Genomic DNA, 21,863 nt, shown 5'->3' on the forward strand with positions numbered 1-21,863 from the left:
TATTTTTGTTCCTAAGTTCTTTTGTGGAAAAATGTGGAACGCTGACCAAAGATTAACAGATAGCAATCAAGGATTGCTTGTTTGGAGTCGGCTTTCCGCTCGGTTATACTCCGATGCGTGGGATATCTTTTTTTAGCTTTTCTTTCTGTCATTTTATTTCTTCAATCTTCAGTTGCAGCAACTACGTGGAATGTTCCAGTTTTGTATTGGAGCATGAAAATCGAAGGCCAAGTGGCCATGCGCAAAGGTTTTGAGGAGGAAGTTCAAAAGTTCAATTCTGCCAATACCGATAAAATCAGCCTGCAAAGTTTTGTGGCCGGAGAAGGTCGTCGCGGTGTTTTAAATCAGGCCACACAGATGGACGAGGCTTTAAAAGGCACACCCAATGTGATTGTGATCCAGCCAACAGACAACTCTGCATTGGCGCGGGGACTTCAGCAGGCAAATCTTAAGGGTATTCCGGTGATTGCTTACGATCAGTATATCGTAAATGGCAATCTGGCTTCGTTTCTTTCCAGTGATAACTATCAGGGTGGTCGTGACAATGGTGACTACATTGATAAAGTTTTTGAAAAAGGAAAAACAATCCGTATTGTGGTGTTCGAGTACCCGCGGGTTTCTTCCACCATGGATCGGGTGGATGGTTTTTTTGATTCTCTCAGGTCGCATGATCGCAGTTTTAAAGTTTTAAAAAGATATGAAGCCGTGGACCCAAGTTCTGGAGAGGCTGCAGCCAGACAGTTCTTAAAGGACTTTCCGGGCAAAGGCAGTGTGGATCTGATTCTGACGGTCAATGACGGCGGTGGGATTTCCATTGTTAAAATTTTGTGGGAGGCAGTGTGGATCTGATTCTGACGGTCAATGACGGCGGTGGGATTTCCATTGTTAAAAGTTTGTGGGATAAAAAAAGAACCGAAATCAAACATGCCACCTTTGATGGAGATCCTGCTTCGGTTGAAAATATTAAAAACAAGCGTTTGACGATAATCGACTCTGCTCAGTTTTGTGCAGAGCTGGGGCGGGAAACGGCGCGGGCGCTGATTTCGTATCTTAAAAAGAATCGGGTGGCGCCTAAAGTTCTGGTTCCGACCTATCCTGTGACGTTGCAAACTGTGAAAGATTATCCGGGCTGGATGGGACGCCCCACGCCGGGGCAGAAGCTTCCTCAGGCATCGTTAAAAACCACCACGAAGAAACTTCCTGGGGGGTCCCGCTCGTCCAATCGCTTGATCGTCAAGATTGGTGCGGCCCCATTGTGCCCGTATCTTTGCGAAAAGGGGCCGGGTGTCTGGGGCGGGTATATTTACGATATTCTGAAAGAAGTTTCTTTAGAACACGGATTTATTCTGCAAATTGAAAGCATCTCTAACACCCGTGCGGTGGCAAGTCTTCAGGCGCGCAAGTTCAATTATGTTATTGTGCCATCGTATCTGGTGCGCTATTTGCCGGATATTCGCATTGTTGGTCCTTCGTTGGGGATGAGTTATCTGGGCGCTTTGGTGCCGGGCACTTTCAAAGAGTCTTTGATTGATGTGGATGAACTGGTTTCGCGCAAAGTGGTTTATGCTGATGTTGGCAGTGGTGAAGGACCGGAATTCCTGTCAGAAAGTCGCTCCAGCAAAGTGATCAAACTGATCGGTTCTGATGTTGTTGATCGCATGGTGAAGATGTTAAGTGATCGCCGTGTGGATCTGGCATTGGGGGATTATAATTTGCTTAGTTATTCCATGGGACGAAAAACGGGCTTAAGTCTGAAGCTGGTGCCGACGTCTGTGGCGGGCTTTAGTTCCCTGGTGATGGTCAGTGTTCCTAAAGAGCCGGAATTTGGTGCAGTTCCTCAGCATTTAAACAACTGGTTCCTGCGTGCCAGAGCCTCCGGGGAGCTGGAGCGTATTTTAAATCGCTACAGTTTGAAGGACTGGCATCTGCTGTCTCACGATTAGCTTTTATGAATATCTGAAATCAGTTCAAAAGAATGCAGGCGATCCTGATGTTCATACATATCAGACAGAATCATCAGTTCATCAGCCTGGGTTTTATCAATAAAATCCTGCAGGCCCTGGCGCACACGTTCTTTGTCGCCAATGATGGCATTACTTAGTTTATCCAGCACCAGCTCTTTTTCACCGGGGCTCCAGATGCTGTCCATGGCATCGGTTGGTGGCAGCAGATTCACGCGCTGATTGCGGATGATGCCCAGAAAGCGTTGATATAAGGTCGTGGCCAGAAGTTCAGCTTCGATTTGTGAATCTGCCGCGACAACTTGCAGGCCAATCATCACATAGGGTTTCTTTAGATAGCGCGAAGCCTGGAATCCTGCGCGGTACACATGCAAAGCCTCCATCATCTGTTCCGGTGCAAAATGTCCGGCGAAAGAATACGGAAGCCCCATGACTGCGGCCAGCTGTGCACTGTACAGGCTTGATCCCAACAACCAGACTGGCACATCCACTCCTGCACCGGGAATCGCGCGCACGCGTTCGTGACCAGCGCTTGGTGCCAGATAATCCATTAATTCCCGCACATCATCAGGAAAATTGTTCCCGCCACCGTTCATGTCGCGACGTAAAGCGTGCATGGTCAGGCGATCGGTGCCCGGTGCTCGTCCCAGCCCCAGGTCAATACGACCCGGATACAAGGTGCCCAGTGTTCCAAATTGTTCAGCAATAACCAGTGGTGCATGATTGGGTAGCATCACACCACCAGAGCCAACACGAATGGTTTTTGTGCCCCCGGCAACATAACCAATCAGGACTGAAGTTGCCGAGCTGGCGATGCCATCGAGATTGTGATGTTCCGCCATCCAGTACCGATTGTAGCCCCATTTCTCTGCGTGCTGAGCCAGATCCAAAGTGTTGCGGAAGGATTCCGCGATGGTCTTTCCTTGCGCGATCGGGGCCAGGTCCAGAACAGAGATCTTAATGTCGGAGATTCTTTTTGTATCTGTCATGGGCACATTATAGGCTTATTCCGGGGATACGCCAAACAGAATAATTGAATGCAAAATCGACTCGGATTCGGAATAAAAAAAGGGGACCCTCAGGTCCCCTTTGAATGGTCTTGAAAGCGCTTTGTCTTACAGGCTTTCAGCTCTTCTCATAACCAGGTAAGCCACTTCCTGATCGGAAAGACTGTCAGACCCTTGAACTTCGGCACGTGCCAGAAAGTCACGTTCATAGTTCATGGCCTGAGCCAATGCCGGAGTGGGTTCGCCACCTTCGGCCAGGAACGTTGCTGCATCCTGATCTGCATGCAAATACACGGCTTGAGAATGATTGGCTGTGATGTCGCTCATGAACAAAGACGCCGTGGACAGTAAAAGTCCTGCAAGGACGCCGTCGCCGAAGTCGCCATTTCTGTGGCCACCATGGCCTGGTCTGTGTTCAGGTCTGTGGTGAGGACGCGCCATTGCGGACTCCATACCAATGCCTGCGATCAGCAAAGCTACCAGTACTAGTTTTTTCATTAAAACCTCCTGCGGTTAGTTAGTAGTTCCAGATTCGATTTAATAGTTGTCAGTTCCTGATCAATGTCAGGGAACTTCTTTAAAAGCAGTTGTTTGTAGGAAGTGCCCCACTTGATGGCTTCTTCCAGTCGGCGTTGAACCTCTTCATCAGAAGCCACTTCTGATGCCACGGGGACTCCGTATCCCCCTTGAGCCAAATACCAAGGCAGGCGCTTCTGTGCACTTTGATTGATCCCGGCAATGACCTGAACAAATTCAGCTTCGCGGTTTTCCCCTTGCAACAGACGGCTGATCAATTTGCCCTGGGAGATTTGTTGGGTCAGATTCGCGTACTTTTCCAGAATATAAGCGTTGCCGATATCTTCAAATGATTCCAGTTTTTCATAGACGCGCGTTCTGTCGGCGGCACGTGAATATTCGGCCCATTCGCTGAGATCACGATAGCCCATAAAGTAGTGCTTCATGTGATTAAAGGCCTTGTCCAAAGATTCTTTCTGGCTGGGGAAGAAATAGCTTTTGCGACGGGCTTCCATTTTATCGTTTAGCAAAGACACATCGATCAGCTTGTACAGGGACAGGTTGTGATAAACTTTTTTAGGGCTAGCAGCGTAAGTGTCCTGATAGGGGTGAGACTTTGGTAAAGCTGCGCGCATCAACTGGTCGGTTTCAGAAGCACAGTTATTGCTCAAAAACTTGTAATCGCCCGCATAGGACCAATAGTGTTCCAGCGCATTTTCAACCAGGATTTTCTTTTCGTAGTCATTCAGTTTTAAGGGCAGACTGATCAGGTCGCGCCACTGGCCACGGGTGTATTCATCGACAACTTCATTCATGGAAAAAGTCATGATCTGTGAAGGATACTTGCCAGTCAGGCCGTCCCAGTAGTTCACAATCACATCATCCACATTGGCGCGATAGCTTAGTACGACATGGAAGGCCACATCGGCCAGGCACTCCGGTCCAACCGTTTTGCGTGTCGGGGCGCAGATTACCAGACGCAACATTGAATGCCCCCAGCGGCTCATTAGTTCCTCGCCTTTGGAGGCGAACAGGAAATGAACCTCGTAAACTTTTGTGGGGTCCACATCAATTTTCCAGCCGCCAGTGCTTGTGTACAAGTGGCTGACAGGAGCACAGGAAGTGTCACTGAACGCGCTAAAGTTGGAAAGTCTTTGGAAGAAAGTGTGGAAAGAAGGTTTACGGCAGCGGTAGCTTGGGTCCGTTAAAAACTGGGTGAAGTTGTAAGCAAAATGTTCTGCCGGGGAATCCAGTTCGTGAACGTTCCCCAGGCGCAGAGAAAGCTCGTTCTTGCTGCGAATGCGGTTGCCTTTATAGTCGGAAAGATTTTTGTAAGAAGGCGATCCGGAAACACGGTGTGAATTGTTCAGATAATAATCGCAGATTGTGGACATGCCATTGCGCTGTTCACGGTACTGAAAATCACAACTGGAGATTTCCTGTTTGTCGGCCTTGTTGTCCCAGTGTTCGTCAGCAGAATCGTAAAGACGGGCGATTTGGAAGATTAAGGCTTTGGCCGCCAGATCATGCATGTTTTGATTGGCGCAAAGGGAGTTTTTATTACTGCCATTCAGGTAAGGCAGAAAACCTTTGTGCAGATAAATACGCTTGCGCAGACGCAGGAAATCGGTTTTTACCAGTTCTTTATAGTCCACGTCTTTGCTGCACAGGGAGCTAGGGAATGACCCCATGTCCTTAAACGCGATATTTTGAGACCCCACGTAAGAAAGAACCTGCGGTGGCAAGCGCATTTCGGTTTTTGCAAGAAATTCGCGGATCAGTGTCGTATTGACCTCAGAGACAGGCTTTAGTGACGCAGCCCTGCAGACGCTGAAAGAAGTCATCAGACTGATAAAAACCAATATAGAGCTGTATTTCATACTCACACGTTTCCTGCTGCGAACGAAGGTTCTGCACGAGTGCCTTCGTGGTTGCACAATGACTCCAAAAAATCGAATCGGAGTCTTTAAAGCAAGGCTGATGCCAGCCATGTCCTAGCAGGAAAAATCAGGAATATGGAGTTAATAACTGGAAAAAGAGGAAGAATTGTGGAGTGCGTGAAATGTACCGCGACATTACGGCGCAGTTATATTCTTTAACAAATTTCTGCCAAGATCCTTAAAGACTTTGGGATCATTGCGCAGACGAGCCATCAACAGTCCACCTTGAATACTTGAAAGAAAAAGTTCTGCGGTTGCTTCAATATCCAGGTCTTTGCGCAGGGATTTTTGTTCAATGCCTTCTTTGAAGGTTTTTAGCAGCCAGGCACGTTGCCCCAGGTGAAATTCCAGAATCTTTTTTTTGAGTGGCTTTGAAAGACTGTTAAAGTCCGCAGTCAGAACACCCACAGGACAGATTTTATGTTCATCCGTGGCAATCTTATTGAACATCACAAAAAGCAATTCCAGTTTTTCCAGAGCGGGCAGGGCTGCATTCTTACGTGCCCAGTTTTCATAGTGTGTGCGATAGTCCTGAATCAGGGCCATACCCAGATCCTCTTTTGATGCAAAATAGTAATGAAGACTCGCTTTACGAATACCCAGAGCGTCAGCTACCGTTTGAAAACTAAACCCATTAAAACCAAGGGTTTGCAGATAGTGACGGGCGAGGTCCAGGGCGCGTGTTCGTGTGTCCATTATCAGTCCTTGCTTTGTTTATAACACTGTTTTATTATCTACCTATCAGTAGGTAGGTAGCAAGAAAAAAGGAAAGGTAAATATGGATCGCAAATTGGCTCCAAATAAGACACTTCGACCTGTGGCAATTCTGGCTGGATCTCGCACACCCTTTACAAAGTCCTTTACGAATTATTCGCGTACTTCCAACCGGGAGTTGATGACAGCGACATTGAAAAATCTGGTGGATAAAACCAACCTGCGCGGTGAGCGCTTGGGGGACGTAGCTTTGGGGGCCGTGATGAAAAATGCCTCGGACTGGAATCTGTCCCGCGAATCTTTATTGGGAGCCGGACTGGACCCGCACACGCCGGGATATGATGTGCAGCGAGCTTGTGGTACGGGCTTGGAAACGGCTGCGCAAATTGCCTTAAAAATCGCGGCAGGTCAGATTGAAAGTGGCATTGCCGGAGGAACGGACACCAATAGTGATATCGCAGGTGTTCTGCCGCATGAGTTTTCCTGGATTATGATGGAAGCGCAAAAGGAAAAATCCCTGCCTGCGCGCCTGAAGAAGTTTTCTGAATTAAAGTTAAGTTATTTAAAACCGCGCTTCCCTAATGTGCAGGAACCCCGTACCGGGCTTTCCATGGGACAGCACTGTGAAATGATGGTGAAGGACTGGATGATCTCCCGTGAAGCCCAGGATGAGCTGGCTTATCACAGTCATCAGAATGCCGCTAAAGCATATGAGGCAGGTTTTTATAAAGATCTGGTGTTTGAGTTTAAAGGTCTAAGTAAGGACACTTTTGTTCGTGCCGACACGACCATGGAAAAACTGGCGAAACTAAAACCGGCATTTGATTTCAGCGGCACGGGCACACTGACGGCGGGGAACAGCACTCCGTTAACAGATGGTGCATCCGCTGTTTTGTTGGGCAGCGAGGATTTTGCCAAGAAGCATGATCTTCCGGTGCTGGCTTATCTGGTGGATGCGGAATACGCGGCGGTGGATTACGTCAACGGAGAAGGTCTGTTGATGGCTCCGGCTCATGCCGTGGCTCGTATGTTACGTCGGAACAATCTGAAACTTCAGGATTTTGATTTTTATGAAATTCACGAAGCTTTCGCAGGTCAGGTTCTTTGCACACTCAAGGCGTGGGAGTCTGATGAATACTGCCGCAAGCTGGGTGAAGAAAAGGCGTTGGGTTCGATTGATCGCACCAAAATGAATGTCAAAGGCGGAAGTTTGGCCTTGGGACATCCTTTCGCTGCGACAGGTGGAAGAATACTGGCCAGTCTTGCTAAGATGCTGGTGGAAAAAGGTTCCGGGCGTGGTTTGATTTCCATCTGTACCGCAGGCGGTATGGGTGTCACGGCTATCGTGGAAAGACCGTAGTTTTATGAAAATGTCCCTGATGCAGAAATTGTGGATTGGCTCGTGGCGATATCTTTCCTGGGTGTTGCCGCGCCAAACAGCTTTGTGGGCGGAGGATTTATTTCTTACTCCGTCCCGGGTGCCACGCCCGCTTTCTGAAGAGGGGTTTTATAAGTCTTCCGAAAAGATAACTTTACCCGGTGGTATTGCCGCCTATGCTTGGGGTTCCAGCGATCATCCTGTGGTCCTGCTGGTGCATGGTTGGAGCGGACGGGGAACGCAGATGGGGGCTTTTGCCGAGCCGTTGGTGGAAAAAGGCTTTCGTGTGGTGGCGGTGGATGGGCCGGCTCATGGGGCTTCGCAAGGCTTAAGAACCAACGTCGGTGATTATGCGCGCTTTATGATCGAAGCCCAGCAGAGCTTGGGGCCTTTGAAAGCGGTGGTGGCCCATTCCTTCGGTGCTGGATGTTCTGTATTGGCTGTTCATCGCGGGATGCAGGCTGAAAAGTTGGTGCTGGTGGCGGGGCCTTCGCGCTATGAACTGGTGGTAAATAACTATCTTAAATTTATTGGCCTGAGTGGGCTGTCGCAAAAGCACTTCTTCCGTAGTCTGGAGGTCAAAGTCGGCATGCCTGCTTCAGAAATGAATGTCGGCCGTATCGGAAATGGTCTGAATGTCCCTGCACTGATTGTGCATGACGAAGAAGACAAAGAAGTACGCTATAAAGCCGCCTTGGAAATCCATGAGACCTGGCCTCGGACCGAGCTTTTGGCAACTCAAGGATTAGGACACCGGCGCATTCTTAAAGACCCTGTGGTCACGCAGAAAGTCGCGGATTTCATTTCCCGCTAATGCCAGTGCCGTGTCGAGTTTCTAAACACTCCAGCACTTCTTACACTGGCTTTTTAGGTTAAAATCAAATAATTCGAAAAACACCTCTTAGTTGGGCTATTGTGGGCGCGTTTTACCTGTAAAAACGGAGACCTTTATGATGAAAAAAGCCCTGATCTTTGTCGTGACAAGTTTGCTATCTGTGGCTGCGAATGCTGGCAGCAAAACCTTGATCTGTCGTCTGAGTGGTCCTGCTGATATGGACATCAAGGTGGAGTCTTTGGATAACGGCAAAGAAAAATTGTCGGTGATTCTTTACGCGATGGATGGCGACACTTCCACGGCGTATGTGAACTCTCAATTCTCTGAAGGCCTTTTGTCCAAGCAACTGGCCGAGGGGCATGTTGGTGCCATTGTGTCGTTGAGTGATTTAAAAATGCAGGTCGGCGGTATCTATCTGGATGCAGGGCATGTGACGATGAACTATAACGCCGCAGAGGATCGTTATGATGTTCTGTTCGCTGCGAAGAATCTGGTTTTCCAGGCCTCCTGCCAATAAGTAAAGACAGCGAGTTTTAACAATCCAGTTCCGTTCTGGAACTGGATTTTCTCTTATACCAGAGATAATTATATTGGATATGACCTGGCGACTTTCATTGTTGTAAGATGAAAGCAGTCAAGGGGCTTCCAATGATTCAATCACCAGTTCTGTTCACTGCAAAAAACAATCTGAAATTTGAAATCCGCACACCACGCGAGGACGAAGCGCAAGCTGCGCTGGATATGATGGTCATTGTGGCAGGGGAAAGTCCGTACATTCTTGGCACACCGGAAAGCTTTGCCAAGCGTCCTGTTGAAGGTCAGGTGAAATGGTTTCAGGAAAGTGCCGCCAGTGATTCTGCGATTATTTTAGCTGTCTATCATGAAGGCCGCATGGTGGGGTTTTGTGATGCGCGCAGTTACAAAGACATCAAAAGAAAACATCGTGCGGGCCTGGGAATTTCAATTCTGGCCGAGTATCGCGGTTGTGGTCTGGGACGAAAGCTGATGGAAGTTTTATTGGAAAACATAAAACGTTTTGCCGGAATCCAAATCATCGAGCTGGATGTGATGACGAACAATCAGTCGGCCTTAAAGCTGTATGAAAGCTTGGGCTTCAAGCACGCAGGCGTTTTTCCTAAAGCTTTCATCCTGCCGACTGGTGAGGTTTCAGATAATCTGTCGATGTATTTGGAAGTTTGATTCCAGGACTACTCCTAAATAATTTGTTTAGACCATAGCCTTCTGCACAGCCGGGCGCTTCGCCAATCGATCCGCCCACGCTTTGATCGCGACTTTGTCTTCAAACCATTTGGGTTGCCCATGAATAAAACCGGCGATCCAAGGATAGGTGGCAATGTCTGCGATGGTGTACTCTGAACCCGCCAGATAGTCATTGTCGCCAAGCTGTGTTTCCATCACACCCAAAAGTCTTAGCGCCTCTTTTTCAAAGCGTTCAATGAAACCCGGATTATGGGGCTTTAAGGTGTTCAGACCATAATAGTAATTTCCAAAAATAGGACCAATCGCCGACATCTGGAACATCACCCATTGCATGGCATGGGTTTTTTCCGTCAGGTCTTTCCCGATAAACCTTCCGTATTTTTCAGCAAGATAAAAAAGGATCGCACCACTTTCAAAAACCGTGGTCTTTCCTTGCGGCCCTTCGTTATCCACAATCGTCGGAATCTTTCCGTTGGGGTTCATTGCCAGAAACTCCGGACGCTTTTGTTCAAGGTCCTTGAGGTTGATTTTGTGTTCGTTGTATTTAAGTCCCAATTCTTCAAGCATGATTGCGACTTTTCGGCCATTCGGAGTGGAAGCAGTATAGAATTCGATCATTCAGGTCTCCTTTGCGGACTGAGCTTCAAAGCATAGGCTCATATTCTGGAAAACGGGACTCTTGACCAAGTGCATCTATGATTGCCGCGCCCGCACAATTCAGATAGATTTTTCAGATCGTGCGGATATAGCGTAGTTGGTAGCGCGCTTCCTTGACATGGAAGAGGTCACTGGTTCGAGTCCAGTTATTCGCACCATTTCTTTCTCTCAATTTCACGCCTAAAGACAAAATTCAGATAATCACCGCTAGGTCTTCAGATTTTTGAAGTCCCAGAGCTCTTGATCCATCAAATGGCTGGGCTTCACATTCGACATGGCTGTCTGAATGGAGGCGTAAATGTTCGGGATTTCTTTTTCCAGATCTCGAACAAGTCTTTTCACGCGCTGACGTTTCAAGCCATCCTGCGATCCGCACAAGTTGCACGGAATCACCGGGAAGGCCCAGGCTGTGGCCAGTTCTTCGATATCCCTTTCCGAAACATAACATAAAGGGCGCACCAAAATATTGCGTTCGTCGTCGGATTTCAGTTTTGGCGGCATGCTGGCGGTCGTTCCCACATAGAACAAGTTTAATAAAGCCGTGTGAACCACATCATCGCGGTGATGACCCAAAGCCAGTTTGGTAAAGCCATTGTCGTGGGCAAAGTCATACAGAATTGCCCGGCGTAAACGGGAACAAAGTGAGCAGAAGGTTCCGCCCTGAACTTTTTCTTTTACAATCGAATAAGTGTCTTTTTCGATGACGTGCAATTTCACGCCCAGGCTTTCCACCCAAAGTTTGAATTGAGCGGCATCAAAACCCGGCTGCTTTTGATCCAGAATCCCGGCTTCAATCTGAAACTTGCGTTCAGAACGTCTTTGGATTTCTGTCAAAAGAGCCAAAAGAACGCTGGAGTCCTTGCCGCCAGAAACGCAGACCATGATTTTGTCGCCGTCTTCAATCATGTTGAAGTCGTTCAGCGCCTGCACGATCTGCTTGCGGATTTTAATCGCTAGGGGATGTTCAAAGTTGACTGGTTGTATTGTCATGGCCCGCAGTTTTATCCGATAGCTCAATGACTTGTCGAGCTAATTTCAGGCCCTGACCTTTCAAAGCCTCGATACCGCGCACATAGACCTTGTCGCCAATATTGAACTGAGACCCATAATTATCAATAAAGTAGATAATTTTTAGTTCCACCCAGTTTTCATTGGCATCGCTCACATAGGCCCACGGGGCCGGAATACCTCGGATTTCACCAATGCCAGCCACCGTGCGTTCCAGAATCTGCTTGGCCAGTTCAATGTTTTCTCCATAAGCCAGGCGGAAGATCTGACGACGTACAATCGGATTTTCCGGCGGGGAGAAATTGGAAATCTGGGCATTGGCCATAAAGCGGTTCGGGAAAGTGATCAGCTCATCCGAAAAACCCACCAGAGTGGTGGAGCGCCAGGTGATCTCGCGCACCTGACCTGTGGCTTTCTGAATACCGCTCGTAATCTCCAGCCAGTCGCCGATTTCAAAGTTGCGATCCAGTTGCAGGGAAATACCGGCAAACAGATTTCCCAAGGTGTCTTGCAGCGCCAGACCCAGAATCACCGAAGCCGCTGCCGATGTTGCCAGTAAAGGTCCCAATTCTAAACCAAAGACATGCGTGATCCCCCAGAACACCAAAACGATCGAAAGAATCAGCGAAAAAATGTTCACCAGCAACAGTGGAACACCGTGCTTCATGGAGCCTAAAAACAGGTATTGCAGGACGATCAGACGGGAGGTCTTAACAAAAACGATATTGCCCCACATGAAAGTCAGGAAGGCAATATAGGGCATGAACTTCCCCAGACGGCCCAGTTGGGGTTCCGAGGTTTGCAGGAAAATGAAAGTCAAAAACAGGAAGGCCAGAATGATGTAATGGCGCAGTAACGTGCGGAAGTGATTGCGAATACTGCGATGGCGTTCATCAGAAGCTTCTTTTAGGAAGAACTTGTAAAACACCCAGGTAATGGCAATAAGGCAGCCCAAAAGTATAAAGGGCTCTAATTCCAAAAGTCCGTAAAGTGCCTGAATTTTGATAAACTTTTCTGCCATGTTTTTGGTTCCTCGCGAACTCTGATTATAGTGACTATTTTTTAGTCTAGTCGAGTCTAAAATTCTTCCTGACTGTAATCTGTCGGAGCGACCCAGCCGATAAGTTCTGTATGAAAAACTACGGAATGACACTTCTATTAGGGATGATGATGACGGCCTGCGCCCCTCAGGGCTATGAGGCCATGAACAATATTGCTTCCAACGTCACAAATGACATTGCCTGCAAAGACTCCAAGTTGGAAATGAAGCTGTGGGATGGCTTAAAGGAACACCTGATCGAGCAAAAGGAAATGCCATCAGCGGAAGCCTTAAAGCAAGCCCTGCGTGATCAGGTGCAAAAGCTGGCTGATGAAAATCCACAACTGAGCCGCGAGGATCAGGAACGCCTGAATGCGGACCTTGAAAAGCTGGTGGTGTCTTTGTTGGAGGAAGCTCCAAAAGGCGAGCGCGCGGAAACGCCGGAACAGCTCTTGTTGCTGCTGTCAGCCATTGACGTTGGTGATCGTTCCACAGTGTTTCGCTCTTACATGCAGGACAAGGTGCGCGGTGATTTTACCCGCTTGAATAAAACCATTGAAACTTTTGATCTGAACTGTCCTAAGGACGACAGTGGTAATGACAATGCCTCTTCCGGCACTCCATCCACTCCGGATGAAGACGGCCAGAATCAGGGGGGCAATGTCGTGGAAGAATCACCAGCTGAAGTCAACCGTGACTATGCTTACCATAAAGCTCAGGCTGTGGATGCCGGGGAATCTCTGGCGGTCTTTGGTGCACGCTGGGCCTTTGCAACGACTTATCAGACTTGTCAAAGCGTCAGTCTGCCGGATATGAATGCGCAAACTCCGGATTTGCAGGGGATTAAAATCACCGGCAAACATTCTGATGGCGTGGGCAGTAAACGTGAAATAGCCAGCTTGTCACAGGTACAGAGCACACACCCTTATGTGAAAGGCGTTTCCAGTTACGGGGAAGGCTGCTTCAATGTAAAATCCAATCCGTTGATTTATGACTACGGCGGGAAGCCTTATGGCACCACGGCTGCGGATTCTGCGATTGATATGTTTAAAAATAACGGTGACGGCACGAAGGTGCTGGGTATTGACTGCTCTGGCTATGTTTATACCTCCATGGCTACCGCAGGCTTGCGTGTGAAAGCCGGACGTGCTTTGAAAGCTTCAGATTCCTGGGCTTGGGGCTCCAGTTCTTATGTGGAACCTCAGGACAACGGCCTGACTTGTTTAAGCAAGATTTCTGTCACCCCATCGACATCAATGAAAGCGGGCGACATTGTGGCTGTTTACGGTCACGTGCTGATCATTGATAAAGCCGGGACAGATCCGTTTGGTATCCGCAATGCAAAAACAGAAAGTGACTGCTCGAAATTGAAGTCCTCTGGCTTTGACTTTACGGTGGCGCAAAGCTCTCCAAGCAAAGGCGGGGTGGGTATTAACTTCTTTGATGCCCGGGTGTATCTGCCAACAAGCGCGAAAATGAAAACAGGCCTTGAAAAGTACGCTTACTATGCGTGTCTGGCGAAAGTGAATAATAAGACTTACACACCAAATCTGGGAACTTTGTCGGTGATCCGTCACAAAGGCACATCCGAGTGCATGGCTCCTCGTGTGAAAATGGCACGCGAATCTTGCATCCAAAGCTGCTCTTCCCTGCGTCGCTAAGAAAGTTTGATCTAAAACCAAAAAAAGGGTTTGCCTGAAACAGGCAGACCCTTTTTGTTTTTCCGCTTTGGGGTGACATGAATGGGCACCCTTTCAAAAGATCAACGGCCCACAGGGCTGCAGAGACGATAAAATCATCCTGAGGCGGGCACGGATTACGCAAGAAAAGACTTCCGAAATTATAAAAGGAGATTTTTATGAGAGCGTCCTTGTTGGTTATGGCAGGTCTTATGTTGGCAGGTTCCGTATCTTTTGCTGAGCGCGCTGGCAATGTGTGGAAAGAAAAAGAAAAAGTGGAAGGTCAGGCAAAGCTTTTGGTTGATGGTGCCGGCCGTAAGTTCTGCACTCACGAGGGAACTCGCTTTGCACATTCCATGGATAACTCCACGCTGGTGGTGGTTGATAAGGAAAGTGGAAAAAGTGCGAAGTATCTGCATAACGTGGGCTTCTCTCGTCCCGGTTTCACAGTTTTGGTGAAAATGGAAACAGGCGATGCCTCCATGCCTAACTATATTGGAACCACGGATGATTCCACTTATTACTTCGATAAGCTGAGCAACGTTCAAGGCGGGCTTGAGGATAAAGGGTTCTACTTTGGCAGCGTGGCAACACCGTACAATAAAACATATACTCTGCTTTGCTCTAAAAAATAGGTCCGCGCCGGGCTCAAAATAGGCTGCTGTCGAAAGTATGGACAGGCGCCTTGGAATTAAACGCTTTTCCAGGGCGGCCCTAAAGTTGCTGATTGGAGCCTGTGGAATAAAATATCGAGGATGTGAGGTCTTCATGAAACGTTTGGTCTTGATCGCAACTTTGTTGGGTTTAACTCAAACTGCGCTGGCAGATAAATACGACTGCAAAAATATCGATTATATCGGTGAAGATTCGGCTTTGGTGGACTTGTCCAACGAAAGCGTGGCGGTTTTGCAGAAAAAAAAGATCTCTGGTGACCGCATTGTGGTTTCCAAAGAAGGCAAGAAGCTTTATCTGTTTAGCGGTAACACCCTGCTAAGAGCCTTCCCTGTGGCTTTGGGCCGTTCTCCGTATGGCGATAAGCTTAAAGAGGGTGATAATAAAACCCCTGAAGGAAAATACATCGTCGATTTCAAGAAAAAGCAAAGTGAATACCATCGTGCACTGCACATCTCTTACCCAAATCAAGCAGACGTGGCGCAAACCAAGGAGCTGTCCAAAAAGACCGGTCAGGAGTTGAATCCGGGTGGTGATATCATGATCCACGGTCTGCCGAATGATGAAACGTCCCAGTTTTTTGTGGAAAAAGCTCACCCGATTATCAACTGGACTCGTGGTTGTATTGCCGTCACAAATCCGGAAATCGAAGAGCTGTTTGCTCTGGTTCCGGTCAAAGCCGAAGTGGAAATCTGTGCAGCTCGTGAACGAGGTGCGACCTCGAACCCTCTTAAAATGGCTGAAGACATTGCTAAGCAAGAGCCCGAACTAAAAGACATCAATATTCCGGGTAAAGCTCAGTAAGCGAAAAACAAAATCGTAAAACACCCAAAGCCCCCGAAGAAATCCGGGGGCTTTTGTTTTTTTTAAAGGCATTGAGTTTTATAATATTTCAAAAGGGCCGTTTCTATCAGACTGCGATCGTATTCATCGACAACAAAGACCCCCAGGGCGGCCTGCGGGTCTTTGACTCTGGCCAGTCCGCGCACGATATCCGGAGCAAAGAAGTCCTCCTGATTTGCATCATAAGTCAGGACCTGATCCCGCAATGGCTGGTTTGAATCGTAAACCACGATTTCCACGCGTCCGTTACAACGGAGAAGTGCTTCGCCATGTTGAATCCCGCTGGGCAAAAACCTTAAAGTCTGTGAGCGGAGATTCTTCAACGCGTTTTAGATACCGGGTCAGATAGGGCCGACTGCCGCGCACCATCCAAAACGTCAGAAACCCGTGCTGTGTCCTGTGGTTGATTCCAGCGCGCCAGATAGAAAAACAGCCGCTGCGTGCGAGCCAGCGACCAGCAGGCCGCCAGATCATACAGCTTGGTGGAAAAAGGCCAGTTCACAGAGAGATTGTGATACTGGCTGGAAAAAGCCTCCGGTCGAATGCGGCGGTAGATTTCACTTGTGGAAACTCGTGAACAAGCCAGATTCTCGACTAAAGAATCGGAAATCACCTTGTTGGATGAGGCTCCCGCACGGGGACTCAGCGAAGTTGCAAGAAGGGCGACAGAGAGTATGGGAATTAAAGCTTTTATGTTCATAACTAAGGTCTAGAGACCTTAAGAGATGATTCACGGTCAAGTTGCTTTAGTTTAACATACCTTTGGAGGTTTCATGGAAAGTGAGCAATTAAAAAGACCAACAGGCATCTACCTATTGGCAATTCTTTTTATTCTTGCTCCTTTGGGAAACATCTTTTTGAGTTTCTGGGGCCATGTGGGTTGGCAGAATCCTCAACAATGGGTCCATGCTTTGAATTCAATTACAACATTGGATTGGTTATGGTTGGGGCTTTTGCTTCTGACCGGCATTTTATTACTTCGCCCACACAAAGCCACATGGTCTTTGGCAATTGGCACGTTGATGCTGGTTTTATTCATTAACTTATATCGCTGGGGCAATGGCGAATTCGCGGATGGGGGAGCTTTGATTCACGGGCAGTTGTTTATCTCCTGTCTGATCACGGCGTTTTTCCTGCTGTTGGCTTTTTATTTCCGTTTTCCTTATTTGGATCGTCGCGCACAGTGGATGTTTCAGGCCGCGGCTCGTTATGAATTTAGAACCCCTGTGGATGTTGTCGCGCAGGATATTTTTAGCGGCGTGACGGAATCAGTTTCTTTAAGCGGTGTCCGGGTTCGTTTGCAAAGGGATATGGAAAGTTCTCAGGGCCTGCGCTTTGTGGATGTGATTTTTCCTGAGGTTCGTAATATCAAGGTCAAAAGTCGAGTCGTGGAATATCGGGATAATGTACTTCGCCTGAAGTTTAAGGACCTTACGGGGCGTGATCGGGCCTATTTGCAGGACTGGTTGAAGTCTCAGATTGAGACAAGGCTGGAAAAGCAAGGTTAAGTCCGGGTTCTTGTTAAGTAATTTGAAATGTGTACCGAAAAGACTCAAAAGCATGAGGTCGTTATGAGATGGATGTTTAAACCGAAGTCATTAATGAAGAGTGTTGCGGCATGTGCATCGGCGTTTACGATGTGTATGGCTCCTGTTGCGCAAGGCGCGGCGGCGAAGGATCAGAGAAAACTGATCAATCAGTATCTCAAGGAAACCGGGCTCACTACGAAGAAAATGACTGTGGGTGAATTCTACAGAATGGTTCGTCACGTCTATCCGCAAAAGCTGCGTGGACAGATGGATCAGTGGGTGGCGTTGAATCGTCACGAAATGATGCCTGCGGTGGAAGCCTCCAGCTACAAAGGCTCTGATGGAAAAGAACAAGTGCGTTTGACTCTGACTCATGCAGGTCAAACGACGACTTTGACTTTCACAGGTGATGAAGACACTCCGCTAAAAGTGAATGGTGTTTCTTTCGGTCGCAAAGAATTGATGAACTACAACAGCTTCAACAAGATCGCTGGTAAAATGGCGAAATTGGACCCGGTTGTGGCCAAGGCGCTGAAAACCGGCAAACAAAAGCCATTGAGCAAAAATCTGCGTCTGACTTACAAGGAATTCAATCAACTGACTCCACGCCAAAGAGCTGAGTACTTCGTGCGTATTCGTGGTGCGATGGACGCGGCACAAAGAGTTTATCAGGTGATCTATGGCGCTCAGGCCATGAATGAGATCAACAATAAGTATGAGTGGGTGTATCAGTACTTCTTCGGTGAAGAAGCTTATGCTGCCTCCGGCCTGACCGGCAAGCCATGTATCGTGGCGGGTTATAAGTCCACTTACGGTGAAAATGGATCTTGTGGTGGCTCCAAGAGCGGCGCTGAAGACTTAAGCAGACAGATGAGAGGCATGAATGCGACTTGCTCTGGCAACGCCGTGTCTTGTAATCCGATGGTTTACGGTTTCGATGGCAGTGGTTCCCCTCATTGCGTCAGTCGTTCTGAAGTGAAGTATGCGACTCGCGTATGTAACCAGAAATCCCCACTTCGTCGTGGTGATGTTAAAGCTGAGGGTGAAGATAAAAAACGTATTATCGAATCCTACCTGAAGAAAAACGGTCAGGACATCAATCTGGTGCTGAACGAAGAAGGTAAGATTTCTCAGGAACAGTATGATCAGATCTCCAAGTATCTGGGTGACCTTGAATCCTTCATCCAGACAGCTGTGGGTGCGTGTGATCAGGCTCCGTTGAAAGACATTCAAAAACAACGTGAAGACCAGGTGTCTGCTTGTAACGAAATCAGAACTCGTGCGTTCTCTTTGCAGTCCTTCGTGGTTTCTCCAGAACCACTTCCGCCTCCGGGTCCGGTTGCGGGTGACTGCTCTGTGAACAAGCCAGGTTCTGTAACCGGTGCTGATGGCAAAGGTTGCGTGTGCCCTGAAGGTACAAAAGAATCCGAGCCGGAAGAAGGCAGCTCTCAACCGACTTGCGTAGTTATCGAAACCGGTGGCGAAGGTGATTTGCCAGGTGGTAAAACTGAAGTGGGTCAGGGAACTGAAGACAGCTGTGGATTCTGGTGCCGTAATAAAAACTGGATCATCCCGGTGGGTGTGGGTCTGTTGGCTTTGGGTGCTTTCTGGTGGTTGTTCAGTAAGAACAAATCAAAATCCAATGAAAGCACAAATGAATATGTACCTCCTGTAGCGCCTCCGGCTCCTACCGCGACAACGACAACAACGGTGACTCCGGCTCCAGTGGACCCGCCGCCAACGGCTCCATGTCCGGCTCCGAATCAGTTGATCAATAACGTCTGTGTGCCAGTGGTGGTGACACCTCCTCCGACACCGGAATCCGAGGGTGGCAGCTTAAATGATGGCTCCATCCGCGCAGGCGGGGTTCGTTAAGGAACTAAAACTGAATGAATATCGACAAGCATCAAGATAAAATCATTCCGCAGCGGGCTCCCCAGAAAAGGGAAGCCCCTGTGCCGTTAAAAGGGCCAGTAATGCCGCGCCGTCGAGGCCCGGCAACGCCAGCTCCTTCGCGTGTGAACGGTTTGTTTAAGGACCGTCAGGGGTTGAATTTTGAGCAGGGCACGGGCTTTCACGGAGGGCCTTCGCGTCGCAAAGGCGCACGTCTGGCCCTATGGTCGTGGCTGGCGTCTTTTATCGATGGCCTGATCCTGATTGCTTTAAGCTGTGTCTTTATGCTGATGTTTTCGATGGTGCTAAACACCTCTGTGGGGCATGTTCTGAAGGGGCTGTCGCACAGTCATCATCAGATGATGTTCTTTGTTGAAGTGTTTGTGGTGTTTGCGTGGTTCTATATGATCACCATTCGCAGTTTGATGGGCTCCACCATCGGCGAGTGGGCTTGTGATCTGCGTCTGGGGCAGCCGCATGAGCGCCTGCATGCCAGTTATATCTTCAAGGTTGCTTTACGCAGCACTTTGATTTTGATGACAGGGATTGTGACTCTGCCACTTTTGTCCGTGGTTTCCGGTAAAGATCTGGCCGGGGCACTTTCGGGCTTACGCCTGTTTTCTTTGAAGTAAAGTCAAAACCTCATAGTGTGAAGTCTGTGGGAACTGATCCAGGATATAAACTTCCTGCATCTGATATCCGCATTCATTCAGTGTCATCAGATCCCGGGTCATGGATTCAGGGAAACAGGACATGTAAATGAAATACTCCGGACGCTGAGTTGCAGAGAGCTCTTTCAGCGGGTTCAGGAAGTTCATCAGCCCGGATCTTGGCGGATTGGCCAGAATCACATCAAATTCAGAAAAATTCTGCGTCAGTTTCTTTTGGAAGTCCCCGCGGTAAATTTGCACGCGATTTTTAAGATGCCCCAGACTGGGCGGAAGCTGATTTAAAGAATGCTCCAGTCCCTGCAAAGACAGCTCGTCGATCTCGCAGGCCAGCAGGCTGTCGGCTTGCGACAGCGCCGGGAAGGTCAGGTTGCCAATCCCTGAGCCAAACTCAATCACTCGCGAGGACGGCGCTTTTTGCACCCAAGAGGCAATGACGTCACAGATTAGTCTGTTGGCTTTGTGGCTGGGCTGGGTAAAGCTCGCCACCTGACAATAAAGATCCACCGCGATTTCGCCCACCCAGGATTGAAACCACACATGGTGTTCAGGGTCGCGCAATTTAAATTCCGTTCCGGTCCACACCGGCACTTTGCGGCGCTGGCCGATCTCCACGAATGCCCCGGCCTGAAGTTTTTTTAGGATATTCTGTTCGTCCAAAAGAGCTTTGATGTCGATATTGGCCAGATCAATCCACACTCCACGGCGTCCTTCAGGGCTGACTCTTAGGCGGAATGAACCCTTTTTAAAAGGCCATTGGATTTGACGGAAATCATTCAGCCACAGTTGTAGTTCCGGGGAAAGCTGGGCGCAGACATCGATATCCAAGACCTCGTGACGATCCTTGTGGTACAGTCCCAAGCGGCCCTCTTGCAGGCTGAAATCCAGACGATCACGAAGATGAGACGCACCGGCGGAAAGGGCTTTGATTTGCTCAGGCAGGGGAAGATTCGCCCCCTTAAATAGGTTCAAAAGCTCTGTTCTTTTGCCTTCAATTTGTGCTCCATAAGGCGTTTCCAAAAGCTGACAGCCGCCGCAGTCCTGGGAATAGGGACATTTCTCCTGGAAGTCTTTGTCAAAGATTTCGAAATCATGGAAGTTTGGCATTGAATGCTTGCCCCGGCCGGATAGCTGTTATATCAAAACCTCATCTTAGCAAAACTTAGGGGGAATGGTGAGAGTTTTATTGCTTGCTGGCATCATGTTGATCTTCGCTGGAACTGCGACTTGGGCAGTCGCAAGCAACCCTTGGATTCGCACATGTCGTATTGAGGAAGGCCAGTTCTGGGTTCTTAAAGCGGGTTCCGAGGAATACTCCATGTGTTTCTTTGGCAATGCGGCTGTGGGGGCGGAAGCTTTGTTTATGTTTAAAGCCAAAACGGGTTCCACGGAAGCGGTTCAGGCCTATAAAAACCGCAATGCTTCTTCAGCGCGTGGTGGTGTTTGTGGTTCTTTTGATGCGGAAGTTGTTCAAGCCAAAGACAGCGAAGGTCAGACCTTCAATCTGTGCAAATTTTCAGATAATTCTTTGATGGAAGAAACGACTTTGTGGATGGGCCCTGGTTCGGATGACAACCAAGGCTTGGATAAGGCGCTTTCTAAAACGTATTAGTTCTTTTTATGTTCTTCGGGGCGCAGTGAATAAATGCAAGAACTCGCGTCCTTGATCACACCATCTTCAAAGTGAAGATCCTTTTTGGTAAATCCCAAAGTTACATGTGGATAGAACTGCTCAGGGCTGAAGTCTTCAGTCTTGCCGCCTTTGGATGTGTACAGTATGTGAATGGCTTTGCGGATCTGGAAAAGGCGATCGGATTCGACAACCGCATAGTAAGTGCTGTCGTCCTTCACTGATCCTTTCCCCACACAAAGCAGGTGATAAGGGGCCTTTTGCAGATCCATTTGTTCTGCCAGGGCATTGATCTCGTTCATCGAAACTTTCTTTTTCAGCTTGGTGAACTCCATCGGATTAACCACTGTGATATGAGCTTCTCCGCGGTGTTGCAGGCTGACGTGCTGGCTTTTTTCCACCTCTTGGCGCATTTTTTCAAAGGCTGGATAAGGCAGTTCCAAAGACAAATAACTTTTAGGCTTTTCCCTGGCGGGTGAAACAGAGGCAACACTCCGAGTGGCTTTCGGCTTCAGATCCTCACTGGAATACTGGAGAGACGAGAGAGCATAAGGGGATTTGCTGGCGCAGGCAGTCAGCGAAAGCGAGATGATAACCAAGTGAAACGCACGCATCATGATTTCTCTTTTCCTTCGGTTGGGTTGACTTAAGGTGGGCCTCCTTTTAGCCTACA

Annotated in this window: 24 protein-coding genes and 1 tRNA gene; 14 read left to right on the forward strand and 11 right to left on the reverse strand. The window is 48.5% G+C overall.

Annotated elements, in window-relative coordinates:
- The first annotated feature begins 213 nt into the window (after positions 1–213).
- Together EZJ49_RS10345 and EZJ49_RS10350 are read left to right on the forward strand one after the other, a co-directional pair.
- Entirely contained in the window at positions 214–849 is a 636-nt protein-coding gene (locus EZJ49_RS10345) for a substrate-binding domain-containing protein (RefSeq protein ID WP_262552021.1), read from the forward strand.
- Positions 840–1,943, forward strand: coding sequence for a hypothetical protein (locus EZJ49_RS10350; RefSeq protein WP_262552023.1), 1,104 nt, complete (start codon positions 840–842; stop codon positions 1,941–1,943). Before EZJ49_RS10345 ends, EZJ49_RS10350 begins: the two co-directional genes overlap by 10 nt.
- Here the strand turns inward: EZJ49_RS10350 and EZJ49_RS10355 are convergent.
- The 4 genes from EZJ49_RS10355 to EZJ49_RS10370 form a co-directional block, all read right to left on the reverse strand.
- Complete coding sequence (locus EZJ49_RS10355) at positions 1,940–2,950, reverse strand: LLM class flavin-dependent oxidoreductase (protein WP_262552024.1); 1,011 nt, start codon at positions 2,948–2,950, stop codon at positions 1,940–1,942. The two genes, EZJ49_RS10350 and EZJ49_RS10355, sit on opposite strands and share 4 nt — an antisense overlap.
- 126 nt (positions 2,951–3,076) lie before the next feature.
- Positions 3,077–3,466 (reverse strand): hypothetical protein, encoded by a 390-nt coding sequence (locus tag EZJ49_RS10360; RefSeq protein WP_262552025.1) that lies wholly within the window; start codon positions 3,464–3,466, stop codon positions 3,077–3,079.
- Positions 3,466–5,364, reverse strand: a complete 1,899-nt coding sequence (locus tag EZJ49_RS10365; RefSeq protein ID WP_262555943.1) for a DUF4105 domain-containing protein — start codon at positions 5,362–5,364, stop codon at positions 3,466–3,468. Before EZJ49_RS10365 ends, EZJ49_RS10360 begins: the two co-directional genes overlap by 1 nt.
- Before the next feature lie 195 nt (positions 5,365–5,559).
- Positions 5,560–6,120, reverse strand: coding sequence for a TetR/AcrR family transcriptional regulator (locus EZJ49_RS10370; protein WP_262552026.1), 561 nt, complete (start codon positions 6,118–6,120; stop codon positions 5,560–5,562).
- A gap of 82 nt (positions 6,121–6,202) precedes the next feature.
- Here EZJ49_RS10370 and EZJ49_RS10375 point away from each other — a divergent pair, with 82 nt between their 5' ends.
- The 4 genes from EZJ49_RS10375 to EZJ49_RS10390 all read left to right on the forward strand — a co-directional run bounded on the left by EZJ49_RS10375 (position 6,203) and on the right by EZJ49_RS10390 (position 9,551).
- Positions 6,203–7,498, forward strand: a complete 1,296-nt coding sequence (locus tag EZJ49_RS10375) for an acetyl-CoA C-acetyltransferase (protein WP_262552027.1) — start codon at positions 6,203–6,205, stop codon at positions 7,496–7,498.
- Between the two features lie 4 nt (positions 7,499–7,502).
- Positions 7,503–8,330, forward strand: a complete 828-nt coding sequence (locus tag EZJ49_RS10380; RefSeq protein ID WP_262552029.1) for an alpha/beta hydrolase — start codon at positions 7,503–7,505, stop codon at positions 8,328–8,330.
- 136 nt (positions 8,331–8,466) lie between these two features.
- A complete protein-coding gene (locus tag EZJ49_RS10385; RefSeq protein ID WP_262552030.1) occupies positions 8,467–8,868 on the forward strand; it encodes a hypothetical protein in 402 nt (133 codons plus the stop codon).
- Positions 8,869–8,999: 131 nt separating this feature from the next.
- Positions 9,000–9,551 (forward strand): GNAT family N-acetyltransferase, encoded by a 552-nt coding sequence (locus EZJ49_RS10390; RefSeq protein WP_262552031.1) that lies wholly within the window; start codon positions 9,000–9,002, stop codon positions 9,549–9,551.
- A 27-nt stretch (positions 9,552–9,578) separates the two neighbouring features.
- Here EZJ49_RS10390 and EZJ49_RS10395 read toward each other — a convergent pair whose 3' ends face one another.
- Positions 9,579–10,190: a glutathione S-transferase family protein gene (locus EZJ49_RS10395; protein ID WP_262552032.1), complete on the reverse strand. Its 612-nt coding sequence runs from the start codon at positions 10,188–10,190 to the stop codon at positions 9,579–9,581.
- 121 nt (positions 10,191–10,311) lie between these two features.
- Between EZJ49_RS10395 and EZJ49_RS10400 the strand changes: the two genes are divergently transcribed.
- Positions 10,312–10,387 (forward strand) — tRNA-Val (locus EZJ49_RS10400).
- Positions 10,388–10,436: 49 nt separating this feature from the next.
- Here EZJ49_RS10400 and ttcA read toward each other — a convergent pair.
- Positions 10,437–11,219, reverse strand: coding sequence for a tRNA 2-thiocytidine(32) synthetase TtcA (gene ttcA, locus EZJ49_RS10405; protein WP_262552034.1), 783 nt, complete (start codon positions 11,217–11,219; stop codon positions 10,437–10,439).
- On the reverse strand, positions 11,194–12,258 hold the full coding sequence (locus EZJ49_RS10410) for a mechanosensitive ion channel family protein (protein ID WP_262552035.1): 1,065 nt from the start codon (positions 12,256–12,258) through the stop codon (positions 11,194–11,196). The genes ttcA and EZJ49_RS10410 overlap by 26 nt, the downstream gene beginning before the upstream one ends.
- Before the next feature lie 110 nt (positions 12,259–12,368).
- Between EZJ49_RS10410 and EZJ49_RS10415 the strand changes: the two genes are divergently transcribed.
- The 3 genes from EZJ49_RS10415 (at position 12,369) to EZJ49_RS10425 (ending at position 15,431) form a co-directional block, all read left to right on the forward strand.
- The gene (locus EZJ49_RS10415; protein ID WP_262552037.1) at positions 12,369–13,937 is read left to right on the forward strand and encodes a hypothetical protein; all 1,569 of its coding nucleotides are present in this window, start codon (positions 12,369–12,371) and stop codon (positions 13,935–13,937) included.
- Positions 13,938–14,134: 197 nt separating this feature from the next.
- On the forward strand, positions 14,135–14,590 hold the full coding sequence (locus EZJ49_RS10420; RefSeq protein WP_262552038.1) for a hypothetical protein: 456 nt from the start codon (positions 14,135–14,137) through the stop codon (positions 14,588–14,590).
- A gap of 133 nt (positions 14,591–14,723) precedes the next feature.
- Positions 14,724–15,431: a murein L,D-transpeptidase family protein gene (locus EZJ49_RS10425; protein WP_262552039.1), complete on the forward strand. Its 708-nt coding sequence runs from the start codon at positions 14,724–14,726 to the stop codon at positions 15,429–15,431.
- A 62-nt stretch (positions 15,432–15,493) separates the two neighbouring features.
- Here EZJ49_RS10425 and EZJ49_RS10430 read toward each other — a convergent pair whose 3' ends face one another.
- On the reverse strand, positions 15,494–15,709 hold the full coding sequence (locus tag EZJ49_RS10430) for a hypothetical protein (RefSeq protein ID WP_262552040.1): 216 nt from the start codon (positions 15,707–15,709) through the stop codon (positions 15,494–15,496).
- A gap of 80 nt (positions 15,710–15,789) precedes the next feature.
- Positions 15,790–16,170, reverse strand: a complete 381-nt coding sequence (locus tag EZJ49_RS10435) for a hypothetical protein (RefSeq protein ID WP_262552041.1) — start codon at positions 16,168–16,170, stop codon at positions 15,790–15,792.
- 73 nt (positions 16,171–16,243) lie between these two features.
- On the opposite strand from EZJ49_RS10435, the gene EZJ49_RS10440 reads away from it, so the two are divergent.
- The 3 genes from EZJ49_RS10440 (at position 16,244) to EZJ49_RS10450 (ending at position 19,524) form a co-directional block, all read left to right on the forward strand.
- Positions 16,244–16,978, forward strand: a complete 735-nt coding sequence (locus EZJ49_RS10440) for a PilZ domain-containing protein (protein WP_262552042.1) — start codon at positions 16,244–16,246, stop codon at positions 16,976–16,978.
- 63 nt (positions 16,979–17,041) lie between these two features.
- Entirely contained in the window at positions 17,042–18,874 is a 1,833-nt protein-coding gene (locus EZJ49_RS10445) for a hypothetical protein (RefSeq protein ID WP_262552044.1), read from the forward strand.
- A 101-nt stretch (positions 18,875–18,975) separates the two neighbouring features.
- Positions 18,976–19,524, forward strand: coding sequence for an RDD family protein (locus EZJ49_RS10450; RefSeq protein WP_262552045.1), 549 nt, complete (start codon positions 18,976–18,978; stop codon positions 19,522–19,524).
- Here EZJ49_RS10450 and EZJ49_RS10455 read toward each other — a convergent pair.
- Complete coding sequence (locus tag EZJ49_RS10455; protein WP_262552046.1) at positions 19,501–20,667, reverse strand: methyltransferase; 1,167 nt, start codon at positions 20,665–20,667, stop codon at positions 19,501–19,503. The two genes, EZJ49_RS10450 and EZJ49_RS10455, sit on opposite strands and share 24 nt — an antisense overlap.
- Before the next feature lie 64 nt (positions 20,668–20,731).
- On the opposite strand from EZJ49_RS10455, the gene EZJ49_RS10460 reads away from it, so the two are divergent.
- On the forward strand, positions 20,732–21,172 hold the full coding sequence (locus EZJ49_RS10460; protein ID WP_262552047.1) for a hypothetical protein: 441 nt from the start codon (positions 20,732–20,734) through the stop codon (positions 21,170–21,172).
- Here EZJ49_RS10460 and EZJ49_RS10465 read toward each other — a convergent pair.
- Positions 21,169–21,807: a hypothetical protein gene (locus tag EZJ49_RS10465; RefSeq protein ID WP_262552048.1), complete on the reverse strand. Its 639-nt coding sequence runs from the start codon at positions 21,805–21,807 to the stop codon at positions 21,169–21,171. The two genes, EZJ49_RS10460 and EZJ49_RS10465, sit on opposite strands and share 4 nt — an antisense overlap.
- Positions 21,808–21,863: the final 56 nt, after the last annotated feature.

The sequence above is a fragment of the Bdellovibrio bacteriovorus genome (assembly GCF_025558485.1).
Classification (GTDB): Bacteria; Bdellovibrionota; Bdellovibrionia; order Bdellovibrionales; family Bdellovibrionaceae; genus Bdellovibrio; species Bdellovibrio bacteriovorus_G.

Excerpts from the sequence above, each read along its gene's own strand:
- EZJ49_RS10415 (WP_262552037.1), top strand. The coding sequence starts at position 12,369 with ATGAAAAACTACGGAATGACACTTCTATTAGGGATGATGATGACGGCC.
- EZJ49_RS10360 (WP_262552025.1), bottom strand. The coding sequence starts at position 3,466 with ATGAAAAAACTAGTACTGGTAGCTTTGCTGATCGCAGGCATTGGTATG.
- EZJ49_RS10380 (WP_262552029.1), top strand. The coding sequence starts at position 7,503 with ATGAAAATGTCCCTGATGCAGAAATTGTGGATTGGCTCGTGGCGATAT.
- EZJ49_RS10385 (WP_262552030.1), top strand. The coding sequence starts at position 8,467 with ATGATGAAAAAAGCCCTGATCTTTGTCGTGACAAGTTTGCTATCTGTG.
- EZJ49_RS10450 (WP_262552045.1), top strand. The coding sequence starts at position 18,976 with ATGCCGCGCCGTCGAGGCCCGGCAACGCCAGCTCCTTCGCGTGTGAAC.
- EZJ49_RS10445 (WP_262552044.1), top strand. The coding sequence starts at position 17,042 with ATGAGATGGATGTTTAAACCGAAGTCATTAATGAAGAGTGTTGCGGCA.
- EZJ49_RS10435 (WP_262552041.1), bottom strand. The coding sequence starts at position 16,170 with ATGAACATAAAAGCTTTAATTCCCATACTCTCTGTCGCCCTTCTTGCA.
- EZJ49_RS10410 (WP_262552035.1), bottom strand. The coding sequence starts at position 12,258 with ATGGCAGAAAAGTTTATCAAAATTCAGGCACTTTACGGACTTTTGGAA.
- EZJ49_RS10425 (WP_262552039.1), top strand. The coding sequence starts at position 14,724 with ATGAAACGTTTGGTCTTGATCGCAACTTTGTTGGGTTTAACTCAAACT.
- EZJ49_RS10440 (WP_262552042.1), top strand. The coding sequence starts at position 16,244 with ATGGAAAGTGAGCAATTAAAAAGACCAACAGGCATCTACCTATTGGCA.
- EZJ49_RS10365 (WP_262555943.1), bottom strand. The coding sequence starts at position 5,364 with ATGAAATACAGCTCTATATTGGTTTTTATCAGTCTGATGACTTCTTTC.
- EZJ49_RS10420 (WP_262552038.1), top strand. The coding sequence starts at position 14,135 with ATGAGAGCGTCCTTGTTGGTTATGGCAGGTCTTATGTTGGCAGGTTCC.
- EZJ49_RS10345 (WP_262552021.1), top strand. The coding sequence starts at position 214 with ATGAAAATCGAAGGCCAAGTGGCCATGCGCAAAGGTTTTGAGGAGGAA.
- EZJ49_RS10395 (WP_262552032.1), bottom strand. The coding sequence starts at position 10,190 with ATGATCGAATTCTATACTGCTTCCACTCCGAATGGCCGAAAAGTCGCA.
- EZJ49_RS10465 (WP_262552048.1), bottom strand. The coding sequence starts at position 21,807 with ATGATGCGTGCGTTTCACTTGGTTATCATCTCGCTTTCGCTGACTGCC.
- ttcA (WP_262552034.1), bottom strand. The coding sequence starts at position 11,219 with ATGACAATACAACCAGTCAACTTTGAACATCCCCTAGCGATTAAAATC.
- EZJ49_RS10355 (WP_262552024.1), bottom strand. The coding sequence starts at position 2,950 with ATGACAGATACAAAAAGAATCTCCGACATTAAGATCTCTGTTCTGGAC.
- EZJ49_RS10390 (WP_262552031.1), top strand. The coding sequence starts at position 9,000 with ATGATTCAATCACCAGTTCTGTTCACTGCAAAAAACAATCTGAAATTT.
- EZJ49_RS10455 (WP_262552046.1), bottom strand. The coding sequence starts at position 20,667 with ATGCCAAACTTCCATGATTTCGAAATCTTTGACAAAGACTTCCAGGAG.
- EZJ49_RS10375 (WP_262552027.1), top strand. The coding sequence starts at position 6,203 with ATGGATCGCAAATTGGCTCCAAATAAGACACTTCGACCTGTGGCAATT.
- EZJ49_RS10460 (WP_262552047.1), top strand. The coding sequence starts at position 20,732 with ATGGTGAGAGTTTTATTGCTTGCTGGCATCATGTTGATCTTCGCTGGA.
- EZJ49_RS10370 (WP_262552026.1), bottom strand. The coding sequence starts at position 6,120 with ATGGACACACGAACACGCGCCCTGGACCTCGCCCGTCACTATCTGCAA.